The following is a 15020-nucleotide window of genomic DNA, read 5'->3' on the forward strand; positions in this document are numbered from 1 at the left end:
CATGATGAAATGTTTCTCTCAATTTTTTTCCTAAAAACGCTAAAATAAAATCGCCTTTTAACCGTGCGTACACAAATACGTCACACATTAAAAGGCGAAATGCATCGCGTCTATTTCATTTTTTCGCTAACCTATAGCGCTAAATTTTGTTTAAATAACTGTGTTAATGATTGCTTTTGCGCCTCGTCAGGTACAAAGTAATAAAGTCCATCCTCTTGAATGCCTCCCGTACCTTGCATTTGATGACGATTCACGTTATCATTCGCATCACTGTAACGGCTGCGAATTTGGTTTAATTCACCAATCGTTAAATCGGTTTTAACATTTTTACTCAATTGATTCATCAATGCATTAAAACTTGTAATTGATGAAATACCTGTTAACTGATTGGCCAACCCTTGAAGCACTAGCTGTTGTCTCTCTTGTCTACCAAAATCGTCACCAGCTCCCGTTTCTTTACGACTACGAATAAATGTCATCGCAGTTTCACCATCAAGATGAATTTTTTGACCTTTTGTGAACGCATGACCGCCAGCATTAAAAGTTGCATTACTGATCACGTCAATACCTCCAACTGTATCAATCGTCTCTCTCAAACCATCCATATTCACTGTCGCATAGTGGTCAATTGGCACGCCCATTAATTTTTCAATCGATTTTACAGCCATATCAGGCCCGCCATAAGCGTAGGCATGGTTAATTTTTTCAGTTGTGCCACGTCCAACAATCTCTGCTTGAGTATCGCGAGGAATACTGATCATTTCAGTCGTTTTCTTTTTCGGATTAACAGATAAAATCATAATCGTATCACTTCTAGCGCCATCCCCTTGGCTAGCACGTTGCACATCTGAATCCACGCCGAACAATGCAATTGAAAAAGGCTCTCCTTTGCTTAAATCAACATTGCTTGTTCTCAAGTTAGAATGCTTTCTATCTAGCGGATCATGAATCGCATCGCCCACTGAAAAAACTTTATATGCAAGATAGCCTGTCGCAATCAACGCTAAAACAAATAAAATGCCAATTACCCATAATAAAAATCTCACGACTGGATTTTTACGTTTTTTTGTTCTTTTATATTCCAAGAGATCACTTCTTTCCTTTATGAAATGGCCAAGTGATGACACGATTGTATCCGCTTGACTCATTACATGCTATTTTATCGCAAAGTTTTTTATCAGCAATCAGACTTTAGACTCAGCACTCCTTTTGATACCCTCCATTTGATAACAAGATGCTTAAAATCTCTTCGTAGCACCCTGGATTACTTATAATAAATGGCCCTCCACGTGTAAAGTCTATCGGCTGTTGATGAAAATCAGTCATCTTCAAACCCAACACTTCTGCAAATAAAAATTGGGCGGCAATATCCCAAGGTTTCGCGTTCGTATGAATGTGCGCACCAAATTGGCCTGTGATTACGCGCGCTGAATCTAACCCACATGCCCCTATTAATCGATATGCAAAAGAGGCATCTAACAAATCTTGTACGGTTCGTGTATTCATGACTCGGTTATTAAATGAAATGATTTTTTCTTTCAATGGTGTACGTACAATCGGTTCTAGCATGGTGTCGTTCACAAATGCACCTTTTCCTTTTACAGCACGATACAGCTTTTGACGTGTATAATCAAAAATATAAGATAGTTGTGGGATGCCTTGTACAAAATAAGCAATAATCATGCAAAAATCATCGTGTTGCTTCACTAAATTTGCAGTACCATCAATCGGATCAATTAACCACGTATGACCTGTTTTTAGATGCGCCGTCTCATGATGCGCCTCTTCTCCATACAACTGATGCGTGGGATAATGCATTTGTAAAAACTGGGCAAAACGCGCCTCTACTGTACGATCCACATTAGTGACGAGATCAAACCGATTTAATTTTGTTTCTGTTTTCATATGGGTCATGAGTGTAGGTAACGCATGGGCAATTTGACGTATCCATTGTTGAACATGTTGATCGATGTGTTCGCGTTCTGACTCAGTTAGCATGTGCCTCACCTCTTCTGTTGTGTTATTTCTATTATACAAAAGTCATCGTGATACAAACAGAATTTTTCAACATATGTCATTCTCTTTGATAACGTGACTGTCGTCAAACCGTGTTCATGTCAATGTTGAGTCATAGTCTTGTATCACAGCACAACGTATGACACGGCTATTTCACTGCGCATACGTTGCACTGTTTTATATTCCCCTCTTCATTATTCATATGACTTAGAATTCATCGACCTTAAGCACGTCAATCATCGTATTGATGACATAATAAAACACCGGCTGGCATCAACCAACCGGTATAGAAAGGAAAGTAAGTAATAAATATTGAAGATGTTAAACTAGAATCAGTACAACTGATTATCCAAACTTTACTATCGATAAGATAGCTACCCCTTTATTTGAATAGATTTTGTACCATCTCCCTAGTAGCTAAATACACTATAACATATTTTTGTCCATTATGTAAGCGTTTTCTAAAATTTTTGTGAACTTTTTATTTACATTTTTCACTTTGACCATCCCTGTCATTGTAAACATCATTTATATCAACCTGTGCTATAATGAAATTAACTTGACAAAGGAGGGGTGCGCATGAATAAAGAAATGCGTCAACAGCAACTTCTGTCTCTCATTCAAGAAGAAAAAACAATGACTGCCTCAGCATTAGCGCGTCAACTGAATGTCTCAAAACGAACGATTTCTCGTGATATACAAGCACTTGAGAAAAAAGGGGTACCGATCGTGGCATATACCGGAAAATCCGGTGGCTATCAACTACAAAGGACACATCGACCTTATCAATTGACCCTCACTGACACGGAATTACAAGCCTTATATCTCCTTTTAAAAGAGAGCTTGGCACAATCAACACTGCCCTATAAAACAATCACACGGACCCTTATTCAGAAGATTTTAAAACAGCCGTACACCCATATTCGGCGCACATTACAGCAGTTGGATGAATTCATTTTATATGAAACACATAAGCAACCACGCTTACCTCATCTTTTTGAAGATCTTCTTGTTTACTGTCATGAAAGAAAAGTCATGGGTATCGATTATCGTACGACAAAAAATGCACCACCACAATTTGAAAATGTCATCTTTATTGGTTTAATCGCTCGCCATGAAGGTTGGCAAGCCATTGTGTATCATATTGGAGGAAATTATACGCAATATGTTGACATTGCCTTAATTGAAGATATTGCTTATTCATTTAAAAAATCGATAAAAACTGAAGATATTACGCTCGAGAACTATCAATCCTTTTTAAAACATCCTCATTCATCATAAAAAACCGATGTGTGCGATACAATGCAACATTGGTTTTTTTGTGTTCAATCACGATTTGCACAAAAGTTAAAAATTCGTTTTACCGCAAACCTTTATATTGAATACTGTGATATTCATCGCTCATGTTTTAAGGATATTTCAATAAAATCTTCTTGAATTGCTCCAGTTTTTTATTCATTGTGCGTCAGCATTAACAATTGTTTTAAATCATATTACAACTTGTGTCATGCTTACATATTCACCATCAATCACTGATATAATAGCCTATATTTAACAAAGAGGTGAACATAATGACCTATCACATACCAAATGAAACAGAAGCTTTACAAGGATTAAATGTACTGTTGGATTTAGCGACTCAATTTGATTTAATCTATCCTCACGACCGCAATCAAGCGGCGCATATTTTAGAAAAATTACAAGAAAAAGTAGCAGTATTATTTCATAATGCCCCTAATCCCGCGCAAATTGACGCCTTCACGCACTATCCTTATGACCGTTATTATACTTGCCTACATCATCTATATCATCACCCGCTCGTTTTCATCGACTTCGGCAGCCAAAGTAAAGTCAATCAGGGCTATATTCAAGTGATTTCATGTGCACAGTCCTGTTTTGCAACAGCGAGATGGATATCGGGTCTCACGGATATCAGCGAGGCGCATTACTGAATCATCTGCCATCAATACGATGTGACCAATGAAAAAAGGGTGGACATTTGTCCGACCCTCAGTACACCTTACGCTTTAGACCCTTAAAGATTCACTCGAACGATGCGACGTTTGTGTCAATCAAACGGCCATTGGAAAAAGGGATGCTATTAAAATGTCTCACCCATCTTTTTATCTCTTACATCCAATGGCTTTCAAACTACCGATTAAAGCACGGCGGCTCTCAATAAAACGATACAACTCAATCCAATATGACCTTTCACATCGCTAATGCTTTAACCTTTACATTAGACGATCTTGTTACAATTATAATTTAAAATCTTCTTTATCACGCTTGTGGTATCCACGTAAAAAGAAAAAGACAGCCATAAATCCTAAAAACAAAAATCCAATAATGACTGAGACACGTGTCTCTTGATTGATGAGCATACCCACAAGTACCAATACTAAAAATAAGATTGAAAGATAGTTTGTGAACGGTGCAAGTGGCATTTTAAATGGGTGATTTTCCAATTTTTCTGGAAATTTCTTTCTAAATTGAATATGACTAAATAAAATCATAAACCACGGAATCATCCCCGGTAAAATTGATGCACTATAAACATATACAAAAATGTTTTCAGATCCATCAATCATTTTCGGTAAAATGACATTTAAAATGACCCCAATAAAAATACCAATAGATACAGCGATAACTGTGTAAAAAGGCACACCATTTTTCAATACTTTTTTAAATATTGCTGGTAATTGACGATGTTGTGCTAATGTAAAAATCATTCGGCTAGAGCTAAATATCCCTGAGTTACATCCTGACATCGCTGCCGTGATGACAACAAAATTAATCAAACCTGCTGCTATGGTAATTCCTACTTTTGCAAATGTTGCGACAAAAGGACTTCCAATATCATGTAATGCATTCCAAGGATACACTGTAACAATGACGAAAATGGCACCAATATAAAAGATTAAAATACGCCAGATGACACCATTAACTGCTTTTTTAATATTCTTTTGTGGGTCCTTTGTTTCACCTGCTGTAATACCGATTAACTCAACCCCTTGATATGAACCGATGACAATAGATAAAGCAAAGAAAAAGCCTAACCAACCATTAGGTAAAAACCCACCGTGTGCTGTAAGGTTACTTAACCCGATTGGATGACCGCCATTACCGATTCCAAAGAAAATCAAACCGAATCCTGCAATAATCATTAAAATGATTGTTACAATTTTAATCATTGCAAACCAGAATTCAAACTCACCAAATGCTTTAACAGACACTGCATTCGCAGCCGTCAAAATCACAATCACAATAATGCCAGGAATCCATGTTGGCAATTCTGGGAACCAAAATTTCATGTATGCGCCCACCGCAATAACTTCGGACATCCCTACAACAATCCATTGAAATATATTCGCCCACGCAGTCACGTAACCTGCGACGGGATGTATATAGTCTGTAGCATAATTTGCAAATGAACCCGTAGATGGATCGAGATAAACCATCTCTCCCATTGCACGCATAATTAAAAATAAAAACAAACCTGCAACTAAATAAGCAAAGATAACAGATGGGCCTGTCCATGCAATGGTACTTGATGCGCCCATAAATAAACCCACACCAATTGTACCACCTAGTGCGATCATTTGAATCTGCCGAGAACTTAATCCTCTGTGTAATTGATTATCTTCCATGACAACGTTCCATCTCCTTTTGTAACCCCTATTTCATATTAAATTGATGTTGAACCGTGCATGTCGCTATTATACTACAATATGTTGATATTTAAAGAAAAATTTAAAAATGTAATGCGATTATTAACGACTTTTATGTAAGCGCTTACTTCAATAAATCACACTCTCTTAGATAGCGCACAACCTTTAATCCCCTTAACTTCAAGGGATAGAACCATCTGCCTCCTTTTCATCATCAGACTCTTTTTCATACTGTGCAATTCAAAAAAAGTCACAAAATTGTCACAAAATAACACCTCTCTCATGACGAATGAATCAGGCCTCCTACTTTCATAGCGTACGAAACAGTTTGGCATAAAAATGCATGATCAGCGCACTCGCAATGGCCATACACTTTCTCTTCTATGTTATAATGGGGGCAATTCAAGCTGTGAAGGAGTACTTTATGAATCGAATCATTGTTGTGAGGGGAATCATCATTTCCATCATATTAGGACTACTGTTTTTCTTTATGAATCAAGCACAGGCGACTGAGGAGACGCAAACGTTGCTGATGCGTTCAATATTCGTCGCGTGCACGTTTGCTTTGCTCTATTTTATAACATTCAGTCTTTTAAATAATGAATCACGTAAACGCCTGTACGGGCCGCCACTATTAATCGGGCTCATTGGCGGTATTTTGATTGGGCAATTGTTACAACATCCGTTGATTGGTGTCGGAGTCGGGGTCGTTCTCGGCCTACTTATCGGCATGATTCGACAACGTAGCGTAAAGGAGTGATGAACCATGTCGACACAATGGATAGGTGCACTGATTATAATCGTTCTCTTAATCAGTTTGATTCCTAATGCTTATATGCTTTATAAAACATCAAAAACAGACATTCCAAATACCCGCTATAAACTGATGGTAGGGGTCGATGCCATGCTGCTCGTCTTGGTGATTGCTGCGATTCTTATTTTGAAATAACCTTACTTTGTCAATGACGCAAACGTTGAATGACACAATAACGGATGCGCCATTGGCTTTTTCTATGCATTGAACTGGTCAGTACGTGATCCAGTCCAAAATATAAAAGATGATCCGATGTCGTTCACCCTACAAACCGCGCAAATTTTTCAATGTCATCGCATCGAGAGAAATTAAGAAAATGAACTAAAATCTCCTCATTCGAATAAAATCGATACCCATTAACACTATAAAATAGACACATTGCGTTCTGCCTTGTCGCTGGAACTGATTTTTATAAAGACACTGGTTGACTTAAAAAAGTGCTGGTAAACTAGGATATAAAGTCATTTCACTTAATATCACAGATGTATACTAACCCTAAAATGCGTTTCTTGTGACCTTTGCCAGGCGTACCGATAAAATGAGCTGTGAAAATATTATCTGATGGTTAATATCTTCACAGCTCATTGTGCTATATTCGACCTTGTAAGAAAAAATAATACACAACCCCAGCTAGGACACCATAAACAACCAGGCCAGTCAGGGCAGAAAGGACATGGATATGCATAGGTATATGCTTTTGGAACCGGGGTGCCAAGACAAGTTGGCCGACTAAAATGATGAGAGGACCAATGATAAAAAATAATATCATTTCAATACTCATTGGCTTTCCTCATCAAAATACTTTGATACGACTTGTGTCAAGTCGACTGATTTAGCAAGTAAATTCAACTCGGAAAAGTCGCTTTTTGCAGTGAAAACATTGGGATTCACAATCACATCTAAGCCGGCATGAACTGCTGCTGTTGCCCCCTTAACAGAGTCCTCGATTGCTAAACATTGCGTTGGAAGAAAATTCAGTGCTTGAACAACTGTTAAATATAAATCCGGTGCTGGTTTAACCGCTTCGACATCTTCACGCCCTTTGATTGTAGAGATATATTGATTTATCCCTAATTTTTGTGTAAGCACTTCAATATGTTGTCTTGTACTACTTGTTGCAATCCCCATTGGAATATGCCGTTGATGTAATTGTTGCATCAGCGCAAGCACACCAGGTCTTAATGGCAACTCGCTCGCTGTTTCATAATGTTCCTGATAGAGTTGTTGCGTTAATGACTCTCCGATATGTGTTAATAAATGTTGGTGAAGTCCTAATGCACGCCCGCCAATATTCGAACGATAAAACGCTTCACTCACACACGGTTGACCCGCTTCTTTTAAATAATGATTAACTGAATTGAATAAATGTTGCTCGGTGTCTATAATCGTACCATCAAAATCAAAAATCACTGCACGATACATTTTTATCTCCTCTATTCCATTCGTTGATTTTACTGTACAATGATTGTCGCGTTAATTGAAACATGTTTTTAAAACCCTGGACCTGCTGTTGCAAATTCAAACATCACTTTATTCTGTCTATAATATAAAGACTTGAACCAAATACGATCAATCATCCCTGAATGTTTCCCAGGTAATTCGTCATGAATTCTAATTAACTCATTTAATGTTGATTCATTATCTGTTGTCAACGCATGATGATGAATATAACCTCGACCTGGTCGAACAGATGGACCGTCTTTTTGGACGATTACGATATCTGTATAATAACCTGACTCATCTAATGCGAATATCATTTGATGATCAAATTGCGCTTTACTTTTGTAACCTAAAGTATCACGAAAATAATTAATGGTTTTTTGTGCATCTCTAACATGGATTTCAATAGGACCTAATCCTAAAATCTGGTATTCTTGGGGAACATCATTTTCGACCGAATTCCCCCAATTTATTGGTATAGTCGCCTCACCATTCACTAGCATTACATAGGATACATTATCAGGATCATCGAAATAAAGTGCGGGTTGTCCCTCATATGAACCTCTTGAAATCTGCTGTGCTATACCTTGTAATCGATTTTCAAAAAAATCTAAAGCTGCCACACTTTTTACAAGCAAACCAATTCTAGCAATCATATTTGTTCCTTTACGCATTGCTCCCGCATTTGGGATTTCGAAAAAAGTTAATAGTGTTCCAGGTGTATTCGTTTGATTACCATAAAAAACGTGAACCATATCGTGGTTATCTTGATTGACTGTCTCTTGAACTAAATTCAATCCCAATGTGTGAAGATAAAACGCTTTATTCATATCTAAATTTTTAGTGTACATAGAGATATGATGATGCCCTGTAATAATCATTTTGATACCCCTCCTCATTATTCCATCATCAACTAGTATATTTTATATACCTAGATATTTCAACATATTGACCTAAGTTAAACCTGGTAAGAGAAAGAAACATACTCCTCCTATAATAATGATTGAAATTGGAAAAACTAAGCTTTGGATAAATCGAACTTGTCGCCTTGGCAATGTGGTTTTCATTAACCATGTTTCTATTGTAAAGTTAACGAGTGTTAAAATTACCATAAGGCTTGTGAATAACTGAAACCCATTTGAAAAGTTCATGATGAACCCAGCGGACAGAATTAACATCATCAAAAATATCGAGACAGTAATGAAATAGTTTTGAAAAATCTTGACCATCATTTTAAATCACACCTTTTTATTAACCGTAAAATCCTTTGATTTAAACCATATTTTCGCACAACCTAATAGAAAAGTAAAATTTGTAATAAAATATGTCTTGGAAACTCCCAAAAATCATATTGTTAAAATTTACATCATTTAACAATAACTGATATGCATCGTTTATCTGGATATTCATTGGCACTACTCTATTAACCCTCTGTACGACATATATTCACACCAATGAAATAACTCGAATGAAAGCCCTTGCCAAAAATTGCATTCACTCGAGTCATCTTCTCTTTATTTTTCAAACAACGCAAGATTTCCAAAGTCCCCTTGCCCTGCATGAAAAATGAGATATTAATGTATTCACTACCATTCTCCTCTTGATAATCATGTCACTTTAGATGCCCAATACTTCGCTAATAGTGGTCCTGTAACTAAATGAACGACACTAAAAATAGCGCCTGGCACAGCGGCCAATGGATTAAAATGTACCGTCGCAAGTGAAGAAGCGAGTCCTGAGTTTTGCATTCCCACTTCAATGGCCACTGTTTTTTGATTGGCATAGTTTAATTTAAGCGCATATGAGAGCCAAAATCCGAGCAAATAGCCAATCATATTATGTAAGATGACCACCGCAAAGATAAGTAATCCTGTTTGAATAATCAGCGCACGACTACCAGCAACAACTGTCGCTAAAATGATTGAAATGGCGATGACTGAAATCAAAGGTAAAATATCTTCCCCCACTTCAGCAATACGTTTAAAAAATCTTTGAATGATGATCCCTAATAACAATGGCACGAGTACAACTTTTAATACTGAGATGAACATCGCCAATAACGATACATTCATCCATTCTCTTGCCAATCCGTACATAAGTAAAGGGGTCAAAAATGAAGCGAGTACTGTCGAAACAGTCGTAATTGTAACTGACAATGATACATTCCCTTTCGCTAAGTAACTAATGACATTACTCGATGTTCCGCCAGGACAACAGCCGACTAAAATAACACCAATAGCAATATCAGGTGGCAGTTGAAACAATTTAACGACAGCATATGCAGTCAGCGGCATAATCGTATATTGTAATGCCACTCCGATGAGGACCGCTTTCGGCTCCTTTAAAACGAGTTTAAAGTCGTCCACTGTGACTGTTAATCCCATCCCCAACATCACGACGCCTAATAGATACGGGATGACAATTCCCCATCCTTTGAAAACGTCCGGAATGATAAAAGCAATCAAACTTGCTAATAACATCCATAATAAAAAAGTTTTAGATGCAAACTGACCTATCCGTTGTAACATTAAAATATCTCCCCCAACTATAAAATAATCTTAATAATCAGAATATTAACATACGTAAATATAGCCCGCAATATTTTTTGCAAATATTTTAACTATCTCGGTCACTTTTATTGCTTTATTTTTACATCTATAGTCCGACAGATTTTCAAATACACTCATGATACAATGAGGACGATAAAAAAATAAAATGGGGAATGACAATGATTCTAGGCAAAACAGAGACTTTTATTTTAAACATCGACCAAATGTCGCATCGCTGGGCGCGTCATAAGTTATTAAAACAAATCAAAACCATTCATTTAGATTTAAAAATACAAACAGAATGGTTGAAACTTCAACAATCGTACTTGCTCAAAGTTCAACTTCCAAAGCAAGCACTCCCTTATCTGATTAGTTTTATTAGTTTTCACCACTATCGCATATTTCAAATTGTTCCTTATCAATTATTCGATACGATACAACCTATACACGAGCGTCCATTTGAAGAACATCGCTTCGAGGTGATGATAGATGGCTTAAATGACCCCTTCATTAAAGATAAAGTCATCGATATTTTAAATGACTTTCAAGATTCACGTATCATGTACAACTTCACACAAGATATTTTAAAAATCACAACTACGTCTGCGGTCATGTGCGGCCTCATTCATGCGTTAGCAACGCGAAATGTAGACATTTACCACGTCCATATCCCTGTACGAACTTTTCCCAAAATACGCATTTCATCACATCTTTAACACGGGCTCAGCTCATCCCTTCGCATTTAAGCGCAACAGGTGAATGACGACCGTACGCCACACAATGCATGTTGAAATCATTGAAACTGCTCTGCGTTCTATACGAAAAAAATGACTGCACCGCCTCACATAGCAGTACAATCATTTTTTCATAGTTCATGCTCTATATCGCGTGCCTCTAACTCGCGTTGTAACAAATCAAACATCAATTCAAAACCATGCGCCGTGTGATCATGATACGCTTTTTTCTGTTGCTTGTATTCGAGATGCGACATACGTCGGGCTTTAGGCATCATTGCTCTATAATAAAATGTCATTGCCATTAACTCAGGTGAACGCGCTTCGAAATAGACCTCAATCTCATCGGCTTGTTCACTCAATTCAGGCATCTGAATCGTTTGCATAATCTGTTCTCCTTGTTTCAATGTTTGATAAGTCCCGATTACTTCAATGCGCTTTCCTTGTCGTAAATCCACTATCTTGTATTGTCCCCCTTCAACAGGATTTACTACAAGTTCCTGGTTCGTACGAGGAGAAGTCATAAACCAATGAATTAATCGTTTGGGGTCCACCCACGCCTGATATGCATGTATGGGTGTTGTTTTCATATGACGAACGAGTTGAATTTCAACCCATTCATTTTGTATATGCTTCATTTCCATCCTCCTTGCTTTCGGCCTTTCATGCATCACATACCAACGCCTTTACTGCCCCTATGCCTGTCGCTCCATTATCAATGTACTCGTGATTGATGGGTCGTTTTAAGACGCGGCAAATCAAAAACGATTGCGATAACCCCACACAGTGCAAGCATGATTGGATAAATAGAATAAGGGAGTAACGCGACCGGTGAGATGCTCGCTACACTAGCGGCTGCGATTAACTGTGGACTATATGGCACGAATCCTTGACAGGCACTTCCAAAAATATCAAGCAAACTTGCAGACTTTCTCGGATCAATATCATACGCATCAGCAATATCCTTTGCCAATGGACCCGCCAAAATGATTGAAATCGTATTATTGGCAGTTGAAATATCTGCAACACTCACCAGACTTGCAATCCCAAACTCTGCACTACGTCGTGTTTTAACTCGCGACTTCACAAAATTCAGTAACCAAGTCATTCCGCCATGATGTTCGACGAGTCCAATCATCCCTCCAATGAGTAAAGCAATAATGGCAATATCTTGCATGTTCAGCATCCCTTCAGAAACCACTTTTAACAGTTTCCCCAAATGAAAAGATCCATCAATAAGCCCTATCATTGCGGACAAAAGGGTTCCCCCAATCAGCACTAAAATCACATTGACCCCTATGACCGCCAATATTAATACAAACAAATAGGGAATGACTTTAAACCATTCAAAATCATAGCTTTTCGTTTGTACCCCTTCATACCCATGTGTGAGTCCCCACAAAATGAACATCGTCAATAATGCACCGGGGACGACTACTCGAAAGTTCACTTTAAATTTATCACTCATTTTCGTATTTTGGGTTCTTACCGCTGCAATGGTCGTATCTGAAATCATTGATAAGTTATCGCCGAACATCGCACCCCCTATGACTGTGGCCATAGCAAGTGCCGCGGGGATTTCTGTCGCCTCACTGAGTCCTAACCCTACTGGAGCAATTGCTGCAACTGTACCTACTGAAGTCCCCATCGAAATGGAAATAAACATACAAATCACAAATAACCCTACAATTAAAAAACTTTGCGGAATTAAAGTTAAGCCTAAATTAACGATGGACGAGACGCCGCCCATCGCCTCCGTTGTTTTCGAAAAAGCACCCGCAAGTAAAAAGATAAACATCATTAACACAATATTAGGATGACCTGCTTTACGTGCAAAAATTTCAACCTTGGTTGTTAACTTTTCTTGTCGATTCATGACGAGCGCAACGACAACACCGATGCTCGCTGCTACATTTAATGGCATAAAAGTAAAATCTTTCGTGATGATACCCGCACCTAAAAAGACCCCTATAAAGACGATGAGTGGGGTGAGCGCCCATGGACTTGGATAGACATCCGCTTGTTTTAACATACATAGTCTCCTTATTTTTAAACACCTGCCACATTAACAATGTCACAGATGCCCTTTTCTTTTTCTCGTTCCAAGAGATGTAGGACCGCATTTCCGATTGAGTCAAGTGCTTTTATCAATCTCATTCACAAAGATCACACACGTTAAAATGCGATTCAGTAAGATGTTTTCACTACTGACAATCATTGCCCATTAGGAATATCATCTGATCTTCGCACTACCGATTCACTTTTTCTCAAGTCATACTGACAACTTCCGTCTCACATCTTATGGATATCAATCAAAATTACTGTTAAACCATACATGAAATCAATGCGTTCGTCAATGTTCGCCATGCGCTTTCCATAGCTTTTGAATTAACTTTATGAAATATTCAGGCACTTTTTCTAATATCGCCTCATTCGGCTGATATTGCGCATGATGAAGCGGGTATGGACTTTCCGATCCAATCATTGCAAAATGTACAGGTGCGACATGTTGATAACTAGAGAAATCTTCACCAATGGTCAACGCACGTGGAAGTACCTCCGCTTGATAACCCACTTCGTTTGCCGTGGTTAATGCAAGCTGTTGTAAAGTTTCATCATTATTTACAGCCGCTGCAAGACGTTGATAAGTGAGGGAAACCTCTACGTCGAATTGTTGCGCTAAGCCGTCACATATCGCTTGCATCCGTTTTTCAATGAGATCTCGAACATCTGGGTTGAAACTACGCACTGTACCTTCCAACATTGCATTTTGAGGAATCACATTCCAAGTTTCACCGCAATGCATTTGCCCAATCGTGACTACCGCTTCATCATACGGTGCGATATTACGACTCACAATCGTCTGAAGACTCATCGTGAGTTGACTTAAAACAATGTGAGGGTCTGACCCTTGATGTGGCATTGCGGCATGAGCACCTACCCCTTTAATATGAATTTGAAAGCGATCAACATTGGCGGTCATATACCCTGCTTTTGCGCGCCATTCGCCTACACGAATTGAAGGATCATTATGAAAACCTAAAACAGCAAGGGCCCCATCGAGTACCCCCGTTTTGACAAGCGCCCACGCGCCATCACCTGTTTCTTCAGCGGATTGGAAAATGATGCGAATTCGACCTGGCAGTTGCGATGCCATTGCTTTTAAACGGATTGCTGTCCCTAAAATTGCGGCCATATGAATATCATGTCCACATGCATGCATCACATGTCGTTTTTGAGATTGATAAGACACCCCAGTTTGCTCGTCAATCGGTAAAGCATCAATATCCGCGCGAAGTGCAATAAAATCATCCCCTTGACCGATTTCTGCAACCAATCCCCGCGTCATCGGCAAATTCAAAATATGGATATGATAGCTTTCTAAAATTTCACGTAATCGCCGTGTCGTCTCGTATTCTTCATTGGACAGTTCGGGATTCGCATGAAAAATACGTCTCCATTCAATTAATTGTTGTCGTTCCACTGTCATCATCATCACACCCCATTCTTGTCATTTCAAATCTTAAGCAAGCACAAAGTCGTCTATTTTAAATGCGTTATCGCTTCTTTCAGAACACCTTTTCTTCCCCTTATGATTGATTCATTATATTGTAGCAAAATGAGAGACAATTGTTGATTGATTTGTGTCACATTCGCCTCTATATAAATATTGATGACCACAAAATGAAAAGCTTCTTCAGTTAACAATGGCACATTTGCAAAACACATTGATTTGATGGCGCTCAATGATTCAAAAGAAAAACTAGGACATGCTCGAATATGATACGCTTTTATATTC

15 protein-coding genes are annotated in these 15020 nt (G+C 38.3%); 5 read left to right on the forward strand and 10 right to left on the reverse strand.

The window, feature by feature from the left end:
* Window positions 1-131: 131 nt before the first annotated feature.
* Both B5P37_RS03660 and B5P37_RS03665 read right to left on the reverse strand, forming a co-directional pair.
* Window positions 132-1085, reverse strand: a complete 954-nt coding sequence (locus B5P37_RS03660) for an LCP family glycopolymer transferase (RefSeq protein ID WP_085236947.1) — start codon at window positions 1083-1085, stop codon at window positions 132-134.
* 112 nt (window positions 1086-1197) lie between these two features.
* Window positions 1198-1998: an inositol monophosphatase family protein gene (locus tag B5P37_RS03665; RefSeq protein WP_085236948.1), complete on the reverse strand. Its 801-nt coding sequence runs from the start codon at window positions 1996-1998 to the stop codon at window positions 1198-1200.
* A 597-nt stretch (window positions 1999-2595) separates the two neighbouring features.
* Between B5P37_RS03665 and B5P37_RS03670 the strand changes: the two genes are divergently transcribed.
* Window positions 2596-3297, forward strand: a complete 702-nt coding sequence (locus B5P37_RS03670; protein ID WP_085236949.1) for a helix-turn-helix transcriptional regulator — start codon at window positions 2596-2598, stop codon at window positions 3295-3297.
* A gap of 290 nt (window positions 3298-3587) precedes the next feature.
* Window positions 3588-3968 (forward strand): hypothetical protein, encoded by a 381-nt coding sequence (locus B5P37_RS03675; protein ID WP_085236950.1) that lies wholly within the window; start codon window positions 3588-3590, stop codon window positions 3966-3968.
* 306 nt (window positions 3969-4274) lie between these two features.
* Here B5P37_RS03675 and B5P37_RS03680 read toward each other — a convergent pair whose 3' ends face one another.
* Window positions 4275-5663: an amino acid permease gene (locus B5P37_RS03680; protein WP_085236951.1), complete on the reverse strand. Its 1389-nt coding sequence runs from the start codon at window positions 5661-5663 to the stop codon at window positions 4275-4277.
* Window positions 5664-6108: 445 nt separating this feature from the next.
* Here B5P37_RS03680 and B5P37_RS03685 point away from each other — a divergent pair, with 445 nt between their 5' ends.
* Both B5P37_RS03685 and B5P37_RS03690 read left to right on the forward strand, forming a co-directional pair.
* A complete protein-coding gene (locus B5P37_RS03685; RefSeq protein ID WP_085236952.1) occupies window positions 6109-6444 on the forward strand; it encodes a hypothetical protein in 336 nt (111 codons plus the stop codon).
* Between the two features lie 6 nt (window positions 6445-6450).
* The gene (locus tag B5P37_RS03690; protein WP_085236953.1) at window positions 6451-6633 is read left to right on the forward strand and encodes a hypothetical protein; all 183 of its coding nucleotides are present in this window, start codon (window positions 6451-6453) and stop codon (window positions 6631-6633) included.
* Window positions 6634-7275: 642 nt separating this feature from the next.
* On the opposite strand, the gene B5P37_RS03700 is transcribed toward B5P37_RS03690, so the two are convergent.
* From B5P37_RS03700 to B5P37_RS03715, 3 genes are all read right to left on the reverse strand, one after another.
* Entirely contained in the window at window positions 7276-7920 is a 645-nt protein-coding gene (locus B5P37_RS03700) for an HAD family hydrolase (protein WP_085236955.1), read from the reverse strand.
* A gap of 68 nt (window positions 7921-7988) precedes the next feature.
* On the reverse strand, window positions 7989-8819 hold the full coding sequence (locus B5P37_RS03705) for a VOC family protein (protein ID WP_085236956.1): 831 nt from the start codon (window positions 8817-8819) through the stop codon (window positions 7989-7991).
* A gap of 726 nt (window positions 8820-9545) precedes the next feature.
* Window positions 9546-10466 (reverse strand): bile acid:sodium symporter family protein, encoded by a 921-nt coding sequence (locus B5P37_RS03715; RefSeq protein ID WP_085236958.1) that lies wholly within the window; start codon window positions 10464-10466, stop codon window positions 9546-9548.
* Window positions 10467-10660: 194 nt separating this feature from the next.
* Here B5P37_RS03715 and B5P37_RS03720 point away from each other — a divergent pair, with 194 nt between their 5' ends.
* Window positions 10661-11203, forward strand: coding sequence for a hypothetical protein (locus tag B5P37_RS03720; protein WP_244898635.1), 543 nt, complete (start codon window positions 10661-10663; stop codon window positions 11201-11203).
* Window positions 11204-11352: 149 nt separating this feature from the next.
* Here B5P37_RS03720 and B5P37_RS03725 read toward each other — a convergent pair whose 3' ends face one another.
* The 4 genes from B5P37_RS03725 to B5P37_RS03740 form a co-directional block, all read right to left on the reverse strand.
* A complete protein-coding gene (locus tag B5P37_RS03725; RefSeq protein ID WP_085236960.1) occupies window positions 11353-11859 on the reverse strand; it encodes an SRPBCC domain-containing protein in 507 nt (168 codons plus the stop codon).
* Between the two features lie 77 nt (window positions 11860-11936).
* Window positions 11937-13253 (reverse strand): Na+/H+ antiporter NhaC family protein, encoded by a 1317-nt coding sequence (locus B5P37_RS03730; protein ID WP_085236961.1) that lies wholly within the window; start codon window positions 13251-13253, stop codon window positions 11937-11939.
* 321 nt (window positions 13254-13574) lie between these two features.
* Window positions 13575-14711 (reverse strand): amidohydrolase, encoded by a 1137-nt coding sequence (locus B5P37_RS03735; RefSeq protein WP_085238409.1) that lies wholly within the window; start codon window positions 14709-14711, stop codon window positions 13575-13577.
* Window positions 14712-14764: 53 nt separating this feature from the next.
* Window positions 14765-14950, reverse strand: a complete 186-nt coding sequence (locus B5P37_RS03740) for a hypothetical protein (protein ID WP_085236962.1) — start codon at window positions 14948-14950, stop codon at window positions 14765-14767.
* Window positions 14951-15020: the final 70 nt, after the last annotated feature.

Source organism: Staphylococcus lutrae (assembly GCF_002101335.1).
GTDB lineage: Bacteria > Bacillota > Bacilli > Staphylococcales > Staphylococcaceae > Staphylococcus > Staphylococcus lutrae.

What these genes read in the sequence shown, in the direction of transcription:
- B5P37_RS03665 (WP_085236948.1), bottom strand. Translation starts at nt 1,998, where the DNA reads ATGCTAACTGAGTCAGAACGCGAACACATCGATCAACATGTTCAACAA.
- B5P37_RS03670 (WP_085236949.1), top strand. Translation starts at nt 2,596, where the DNA reads ATGAATAAAGAAATGCGTCAACAGCAACTTCTGTCTCTCATTCAAGAA.
- B5P37_RS03675 (WP_085236950.1), top strand. Translation starts at nt 3,588, where the DNA reads ATGACCTATCACATACCAAATGAAACAGAAGCTTTACAAGGATTAAAT.
- B5P37_RS03680 (WP_085236951.1), bottom strand. Translation starts at nt 5,663, where the DNA reads ATGGAAGATAATCAATTACACAGAGGATTAAGTTCTCGGCAGATTCAA.
- B5P37_RS03685 (WP_085236952.1), top strand. Translation starts at nt 6,109, where the DNA reads ATGAATCGAATCATTGTTGTGAGGGGAATCATCATTTCCATCATATTA.
- B5P37_RS03690 (WP_085236953.1), top strand. Translation starts at nt 6,451, where the DNA reads ATGTCGACACAATGGATAGGTGCACTGATTATAATCGTTCTCTTAATC.
- B5P37_RS03700 (WP_085236955.1), bottom strand. Translation starts at nt 7,920, where the DNA reads ATGTATCGTGCAGTGATTTTTGATTTTGATGGTACGATTATAGACACC.
- B5P37_RS03705 (WP_085236956.1), bottom strand. Translation starts at nt 8,819, where the DNA reads ATGATTATTACAGGGCATCATCATATCTCTATGTACACTAAAAATTTA.
- B5P37_RS03715 (WP_085236958.1), bottom strand. Translation starts at nt 10,466, where the DNA reads ATGTTACAACGGATAGGTCAGTTTGCATCTAAAACTTTTTTATTATGG.
- B5P37_RS03720 (WP_244898635.1), top strand. Translation starts at nt 10,661, where the DNA reads ATGACAATGATTCTAGGCAAAACAGAGACTTTTATTTTAAACATCGAC.
- B5P37_RS03725 (WP_085236960.1), bottom strand. Translation starts at nt 11,859, where the DNA reads ATGAAGCATATACAAAATGAATGGGTTGAAATTCAACTCGTTCGTCAT.
- B5P37_RS03730 (WP_085236961.1), bottom strand. Translation starts at nt 13,253, where the DNA reads ATGTTAAAACAAGCGGATGTCTATCCAAGTCCATGGGCGCTCACCCCA.
- B5P37_RS03735 (WP_085238409.1), bottom strand. Translation starts at nt 14,711, where the DNA reads ATGACAGTGGAACGACAACAATTAATTGAATGGAGACGTATTTTTCAT.
- B5P37_RS03740 (WP_085236962.1), bottom strand. Translation starts at nt 14,950, where the DNA reads ATGTGTTTTGCAAATGTGCCATTGTTAACTGAAGAAGCTTTTCATTTT.